Origin of the sequence: Streptomyces sp. NPDC005303, assembly GCF_040607335.1 — a bacterium.
In the GTDB taxonomy this organism is placed as follows: Bacteria; Actinomycetota; Actinomycetes; order Streptomycetales; family Streptomycetaceae; genus Streptomyces.
In genome coordinates, this window is record NZ_JBEXGM010000008.1 from 88,711 (window position 1) to 95,036 (window position 6,326).

General features: G+C 71.4%; 7 protein-coding genes and 1 pseudogene. 5 read left to right on the forward strand and 3 right to left on the reverse strand.

The genetic code is table 11. The features are described from left to right. Positions 1–213: 213 nt before the first annotated feature. The 5 genes from ABZT93_RS14625 to ABZT93_RS14645 all read left to right on the forward strand — a co-directional run bounded on the left by ABZT93_RS14625 (position 214) and on the right by ABZT93_RS14645 (position 4,155). A complete protein-coding gene (locus ABZT93_RS14625; protein WP_356103774.1) occupies positions 214–867 on the forward strand; it encodes a class I SAM-dependent methyltransferase in 654 nt (217 codons plus the stop codon). Positions 868–889: 22 nt separating this feature from the next. After that, the gene (locus tag ABZT93_RS14630) at positions 890–1,792 is read left to right on the forward strand and encodes an N-acetylmuramoyl-L-alanine amidase (protein ID WP_356103776.1); all 903 of its coding nucleotides are present in this window, start codon (positions 890–892) and stop codon (positions 1,790–1,792) included. Between the two features lie 86 nt (positions 1,793–1,878). Continuing rightward, positions 1,879–2,706 carry a hypothetical protein gene (locus tag ABZT93_RS14635; RefSeq protein WP_356103779.1) on the forward strand — a complete coding sequence of 276 codons (828 nt, stop codon included), beginning with the start codon at positions 1,879–1,881 and terminating at the stop codon, positions 2,704–2,706. Positions 2,707–2,810: 104 nt separating this feature from the next. Beyond that, positions 2,811–3,821 carry an LLM class F420-dependent oxidoreductase gene (locus tag ABZT93_RS14640; protein WP_356103782.1) on the forward strand — a complete coding sequence of 337 codons (1,011 nt, stop codon included), beginning with the start codon at positions 2,811–2,813 and terminating at the stop codon, positions 3,819–3,821. A gap of 40 nt (positions 3,822–3,861) precedes the next feature. After that, the gene (locus ABZT93_RS14645) at positions 3,862–4,155 is read left to right on the forward strand and encodes a hypothetical protein (RefSeq protein ID WP_037721172.1); all 294 of its coding nucleotides are present in this window, start codon (positions 3,862–3,864) and stop codon (positions 4,153–4,155) included. A gap of 40 nt (positions 4,156–4,195) precedes the next feature. On the opposite strand, the gene ABZT93_RS14650 is transcribed toward ABZT93_RS14645, so the two are convergent. The 3 genes and pseudogenes from ABZT93_RS14650 to ABZT93_RS14660 all read right to left on the reverse strand — a co-directional run. Then, on the reverse strand, positions 4,196–5,266 hold the full coding sequence (locus tag ABZT93_RS14650) for a prenyltransferase/squalene oxidase repeat-containing protein (protein WP_356103784.1): 1,071 nt from the start codon (positions 5,264–5,266) through the stop codon (positions 4,196–4,198). Beyond that, positions 5,263–5,997 carry a class I SAM-dependent methyltransferase gene (locus ABZT93_RS14655; RefSeq protein ID WP_356103787.1) on the reverse strand — a complete coding sequence of 245 codons (735 nt, stop codon included), beginning with the start codon at positions 5,995–5,997 and terminating at the stop codon, positions 5,263–5,265. Before ABZT93_RS14655 ends, ABZT93_RS14650 begins: the two co-directional genes overlap by 4 nt. Beyond that, positions 5,991–6,326, reverse strand: a pseudogene (locus ABZT93_RS14660) (glycosyltransferase family 1 protein); the annotation flags it as partial. The pseudogene ABZT93_RS14660 and the gene ABZT93_RS14655, both read right to left, overlap by 7 nt.

Below are 6,326 nucleotides of genomic sequence, written 5' to 3' on the forward strand. Positions count from 1 at the left end.
AAGGCCGTAGGACCGACGGCGCCCGTACCCCGTCCGCACGACGGCCGGGGCTGACCCCCGCCGCTCCCGCGAACGTCATGCGCCCTCCCGACAGGTTCCTCACCCCCTGTCCCCCGTCGCGCGGAGAGTGCGGCAGCATGGGGGACCGGAAGGGCGTACGGCGGCACGGCGGTCGTACGACGTCTGCCCACACGTACGACCGGGAGGAACCCCATGGCCGCGGCCGCACCCAAGCCCGAGATCCTCGCCGCCTTCGAGGCCGCGAAAGGGTTCATGCCGGTCGGCGAGGGGCTGGCCCTCTACGAGGCGGCCCTGGACGCGGGACGACTCGGGCTGCCGCTCCTGGAAGTCGGCACGTACTGCGGCCGTTCGGCGATCCTGCTCGGTGACGCGGCCCGGGAGGCCGGGGTCGTGGCGCTGACCGTCGACCATCACCGCGGCAGCGAGGAGCAGCAGCCGGGGTGGGAGTACCACGATCCGGAGACCGTCGACGCCGAGCTCGGGGTGATGGACACACTGCCGACCTTCCGCAGGACCCTGTACCGGGCCGGGCTGGAGGAGCATGTCGTCGCTCTGGTGGGGCGCTCGCCGCAGATCGCGAGGATCTGGGGCTCCCCGCTCGGTCTGGTCTTCGTCGACGGCGGTCACACCGACGAGCACGCGAACGCCGACTACGAGGGCTGGGCCCCGCACGTGGCCGAGGGCGGGCTGCTCGTCATCCATGACGTGTTCCCGGATCCGGAGGACGAGTTCACCGGGCAGGCGCCGTACCGCGTGTATCTCCGGGCCCTTGCTTCCGGTGCCTTCACGGAGGTCTCGGCGACCGATTCGCTGCGGGTGCTGCGGCGGACGCGGGCGGGGATCTGAGGTCGGGGCTAGAGTCGCAGTCGTGTCGTACGCAGGCCCTGAATTCGATTCCCCCCAGCCCCGCCGCCCCCGGCGCCGGCCGCTGGCCCTCTCCCTCGCCGTGCTCGTGCCGTGCGCGCTGCTCGGGTGGCTGGTGTACGCGGGGGTGAGCGGGGCGGCCGACGGCAACGGGACGGCGGCCGCGGCGAGCCCGCGGGCGAGCGCTCCGCCGACCGCCTCCTCCACCACCGCCGACGACAAGGGACTGTCCGCCTCGCTCAGGGGCAAGGTCGTCGTCATCGACCCGGGGCACAACCCCACCAACTTCCGGCACCCGGCCGAGATCAACCGCAAGGTGGACATCGGCACGAACCGCAAGGAGTGCGACACGACGGGGACGTCCACCAACTCCGGTTACGCCGAGGCCAAGTTCACCCTCGACGTCGCCCACCGGCTGCGCACCCTGCTGCAGAGGCAGGGCGCGACGGTGAAGCTGACGCAGGACGGCGACCGGCCGTTCGGCCCCTGTGTGGACGAGCGGGCCAGGATCGGCAACAGGGCGAAGGCCGACGCGGTGGTGTCGATCCACGCGGACGGCGCGGGCGCGGGGCAGCGCGGCTACCACGTGATCCTCCCGGGCCGCGTCCACCAGGGCATCGCCGACACCCGCCGGATCGTGGCCCCCTCCGCCGAACTCGGCAAACTGATCGCGACCGACTTCCGCCACGCGACGAACACCAGGCCCTCCAACTACATCGGCCACGGCACCGGTCTCGACACCCGCACCGACCTGGGCGGCCTCAACCTGTCGAAGGTTCCCAAGGTGTTCATCGAATGCGGCAACATGCGCGACAGCAAGGACGCCGCGCTGCTCACCAGCAAGGCGTGGCGGCAGAAGGCGGCGCAAGGGATCTCTGAGGGAATCGTGAGATTCCTGCGCGGGTGACGATCAGCGCGCGGATCCTGTCGTACGCTCCGCCCGGGCGGACGATAGGGTCTACCGACGACGAGACGACCTACGAAGGACTTGAAGTGAATATCCGCTCCCTCACTCGAGGCGACGGCGTGGTGATCGGTGCAGCGGTGTTGCTGTTCATCGCGTCGTTCCTTGATCTGTACTCGGTCGACGGAGTCTCCGACGATGCCGACCTCCCCAGCGCCTGGGCAAGCGGTCCGGTCGTGATGGGGGTCGTCCTCGCGGGCATCATCGGGGCCGCCCTCGTCGTCGTGTCGCGCGGCCTGTCGCTCCCCAAGCCGGCGGGCCTCGACCTCGGCCAGGTCGGCACCGCCTTCACGGTCTTCGCCGCCTGGAGCGCGCTCGGGAACGTCTTCGACCCGCTCAGCGCCGCGGACTACGGCTCCAGTTCGAACGCCGTCAGCGCCGGCATCGGCCTGATCCTCGCTCTCGTCGCCACTCTGGTGATGGCGGCGGCCGCCGTCGCCACCCCCCTGGTCCCCGCCCTGCAGGCCGGACTCGTCCCGGCTCCCAAGCCGCCCCAGCCGCAGCCCTACGGCGCCCAGCCGCCCGGTGGTTACGGCTACCCGGGTGCCCAGCAGCCGGGCCAGCAGGGACAGCAGCCGTACGGCGGTCAGCCGCAGCCGGGGCAGCCCTTCGGTGCGCAGCCCCAGCCGCAGGCACAGGCCCCCCAGCCGCCGGCCGCGGAGTTCTCGCCGTTCTGGTTCGCCGTGCCGGTGCCGCGTCCGCTGTTCGCGGAGGACGGTTCACCCACGCCGATCGCCGAACTCGCCCCGGGAACCTGGTACCTGGCGGTCGAGCAGCGCGGTCCGGGTCTGGTCGCCCAGACGCAGGACGGCCGCCGTGGCGTGCTGCAGGACACGAGCGGTATCCAGCGCGGCTGAGTCCTTCGAGGTCGTACGACGGCCCCTCGCCCCTTCCGGGCGGGGGGCCGTTGCCGTACATTCGCGAGCGGTTGCAATGATCTGACGGATCGTCAGGAGGCTTCGTGCGACTCGGCCTTGCGCTCGGCTACTGGGGCCGCGGCCCCTCCCCCGACCATGTGCCGCTGGCCCAGGAGGCGGAGCGGCTCGGCTATCACTCGGTGTGGACGGCCGAGTCATGGGGATCGGACGCGTTCACCCCGCTCACCTGGATCGCGGCGCGGACGTCGACGATCAGGCTGGGGACGGCGGTTGCGCAGATGGCAGCCCGTTCCCCGACCACGACCGCCATGCACGCCCTCACCCTGGACCATCTCTCCGGCGGGCGGGTCATGCTCGGCCTCGGGCTGTCCGGACCGCAGGTCGTCGAGGGCTGGTACGGCCGCGCCTTCCCCAAGTCGCCGCTGACCGCGACCCGGGAGTACGTCGACGTCGTACGGCAGGTGTTCAGGCGTGAGGCGCCGATCGAGGTGAACGGCCGCTTCCACTCCCACCCTTACCGGGGCGAGGATGCCACCGGGCTCGGCAAGGCGCTCAAGCCGATCACCCACCCCCTGCGCGCGGACCTGCCGATCCTGCTGGGCGCCGAGGGGCCGAAGAACATCGCCCAGACCACCCGGATCGCCGACGGCTGGCTGCCGTTGTACTGGTCGCCGAACCGGCCAGAGGTCTACGAGGCCTCGCTCGCCGAAGCCCCGGAAGGGTTCCTCGTCGCCCCCATGGCCCAGGTGCGGGTCTGCGACGACGTGGCCGAGGGGCTGCTGCCCGTCAAGACGATGCTCGGCTTCTACATCGGCGGAATGGGCCACGCGGCCCGCAACTTCCACGCCGACCTGATGGCCCGCATGGGGTACGAGGAGCAGGCGCGCAGGATCCAGCGGCTGTTCCTCGAAGGCCGCCGCGAGGAGGCGGTGCTCGCGGTACCGGACGCGTTCGCCGACGAGATCTCCCTGGTCGGCCCGCGTGAACGCATCGCCGAGCGACTGGAGTCGTGGCGCAAGGGCCCGGTGACGGACCTGCTGGCGCTGGCCCCGGACCGGCAGTCGCTGCGGGTGCTGGCGGAGCTCAACGCGTGACGCCAGGTTTCGGCCGAGAATTCGCGGCCATTCGAACACCATGTCCACTCATACGCGCCGTGGTGCCAACTCAGCCGGGACGGTCATAGCGGTCGTCGCCGACATCATGGCCCTCATCCTGGGCCTGTGGATCCTGATGTACCTGCTGGACGCCAACCGTGCGAACGACTTCGTGCAGTTCATCCACGACGCCGCTCGCTGGCTCGCCGGCTGGTCCTACAACCTCTTCACCTTCGACGAAGCCTGGGCCCGAGTGGTCGCGGGCTACGGACTGGCAGCGGTGGTCTACCTGTTCGTGGGCCACGCGATCGCCAACCGGGCCCACCGCCACTAGGGCGAGCCCGGCACCTGGCAGCGCGGGGGAAGCCGCGCTGCTAGGCGCAGCAGTCCGGGTCCAGCCCCAGCGGCAGGCGCTCCCCGCCGAACACCGCGCAGGTGGCCTCGTGGCCGCCCAGCGCGGCGACGGCCAGCAGCAGCGACCCCGCCGTCCACGTGGTCAGCTCCCGGGGCCACACCGCCCCGTCCTCGAACACGTACCCGGTCCAGTACAACCCGCTCTCCGCGTCCCGGAGATGCTGGATGGACTGGAGGATCTCCAGGGCCCGGTCGGACTCGCCCGTCACCCACAGGGCCAGGGCGAGTTCGGCCGACTCCCCGCCCGTCACCCACGGGTTGGGGATGACACAGCGCACCCCGAGACCGGGTACGACGAACCGCTCCCAGCCGTCCTCGATACGGGACTTGGCCTCCGCACCGGTCAACGCCCCGCCCAGGACCGGGTAGTACCAGTCCATGGAGTAGCGGTCCTTGTCGAGGAAGCGTTCGGGGTGCCGGCGGATCGCGTGCCGGAGCGCTCCGACCGCCAACTCCCAGTCGGGCTGCGCCTCTTCGCGCTGTTCGGCGATCGCGAGCGCGCAGCGCAGCGCGTGGTGGATCGAGGAAGACCCGGTGAGCAGCCCGTCGGTGACGGGCCTGCCGTCGTCCTCCCGCTTCCAGCCGATCTGCCCGCCCGGCTGCTGGAGTTCCAGCACGAACTCCATCGCCGCGTACACCGTCGGCCACATCCGGTCGAGGAACATGTCGTCGCCGGTGGACAGGTAGTGGTGCCACACTCCTACGGCTATGTAGGCGACGAAGTTGGTCTCGCGCCCGCGGTCGGTGACCTCCGTGAACTGCCCGTCCTGGTACGCGGCGTACCAGGAACCGTCCTCGTTCTGGTGCCGTGCGAGCCACTCGTAGGCGCGCTCGGCGGCCTCGTGCTCGCCCGCCGCGTCCAGTGCCATCGCGGCCTCGGTGTGGTCCCACGGGTCGAGGTGGTGTCCGCGGAACCACGGGATCGCCCCGTCCTCCCGCTGCACGGCCAGGATCCCGGCGACGGTCGCGGCGGCCTGCTCGGCGGTGAGGACCCCGGGCAGGACGAGGTGTTCTGTCCGGGGAGTGGTCACGAGGTGGCCACCCGCGGCAGGTGCGGCTTGGTCGCGTAGGCCACGAAACTCTTGCCGATCAGCGGGTTGAGCGCCTGTTCGGCGACCCGGGTGGCCAGCGGTTTCTTCATGATGTCCCAGACCAGCAGCTTGTGGTACGCCTGCACCGGCAGCGCCTTGTCGTTGTCGACGCCGAACGCGCACTTCAGCCACCAGTACGGGGAGTGCAGGGCGTGCGCGTGGTGGGTGCCGTAGGGCTTCAGGCCGGCCTCACGGATCTTCGCGAGCAGTTCGTCCGCCTTGTAGATGCGGATGTGGCCGCCCTCGACCTCGTGATAGGCGTCGGACAATGCCCAGCAGACCTTCTCGGGGCCGTAGCGCGGGACGGTGACGGCGATCCGCCCGCCCGGCTTCAACACCCGGACCATCTCGGCGAGTACGCCCTTGTCGTCGGGGATGTGCTCCATCACCTCGGAGATGATCACGACGTCGAAGGACTCGTCGGGGAAGGGGAGCGCCAGCGCGTCGCCCTCCATGGCCGTCGCGGTGGCGCCCTCGGGGGCCTCCCCGGCCTCCTTCATCGCCGCGAACCACTTGGCGACCTCGCGGATTTCGTCGGCGTTCTGGTCCAGGGCCACGACCTGCGCGCCGCGCCGGTAGCACTCGAACGCGTGCCGGCCGGCCCCGCAGCCGAGGTCCAGGACGCGGTCGCCCGGCGCGAGCGGGAACCTGGAGAAGTCGACGGTCAGCACGTGGCCCTGCTTTCGGGATAGACACCGGTGTCACTGGTGGAGGCTGCGGGGGCAGCAGTCTTCGAGGCGGCGGCGGATACGGCGCCGCCCGGGGACGCCGGGGCGGCATCGGCACCCGCCTCACCGCCCTCCCCCGTCACGCCTTCCGCACGGCGACTCACGGGGGCCGCGGAGCGCCCGCGATCCGGGACGGCCGAACGACCGTGGTCCGGGTCCGCCGAGCGAGGATGGCCCGGGACCGCCGAGCGGGACGAGTCCGCCGCCACCGGACCGGCCGGGACCGTGGAACCGCCCTCGTCCGAGGCCACCGAGCGGGACAGATCCGCCGC

Coding starts and splice junctions, on each gene's coding strand:
- ABZT93_RS14625 (WP_356103774.1), top strand. CDS start 214: ATGGCCGCGGCCGCACCCAAGCCCGAGATCCTCGCCGCCTTCGAGGCC.
- ABZT93_RS14645 (WP_037721172.1), top strand. CDS start 3,862: ATGTCCACTCATACGCGCCGTGGTGCCAACTCAGCCGGGACGGTCATA.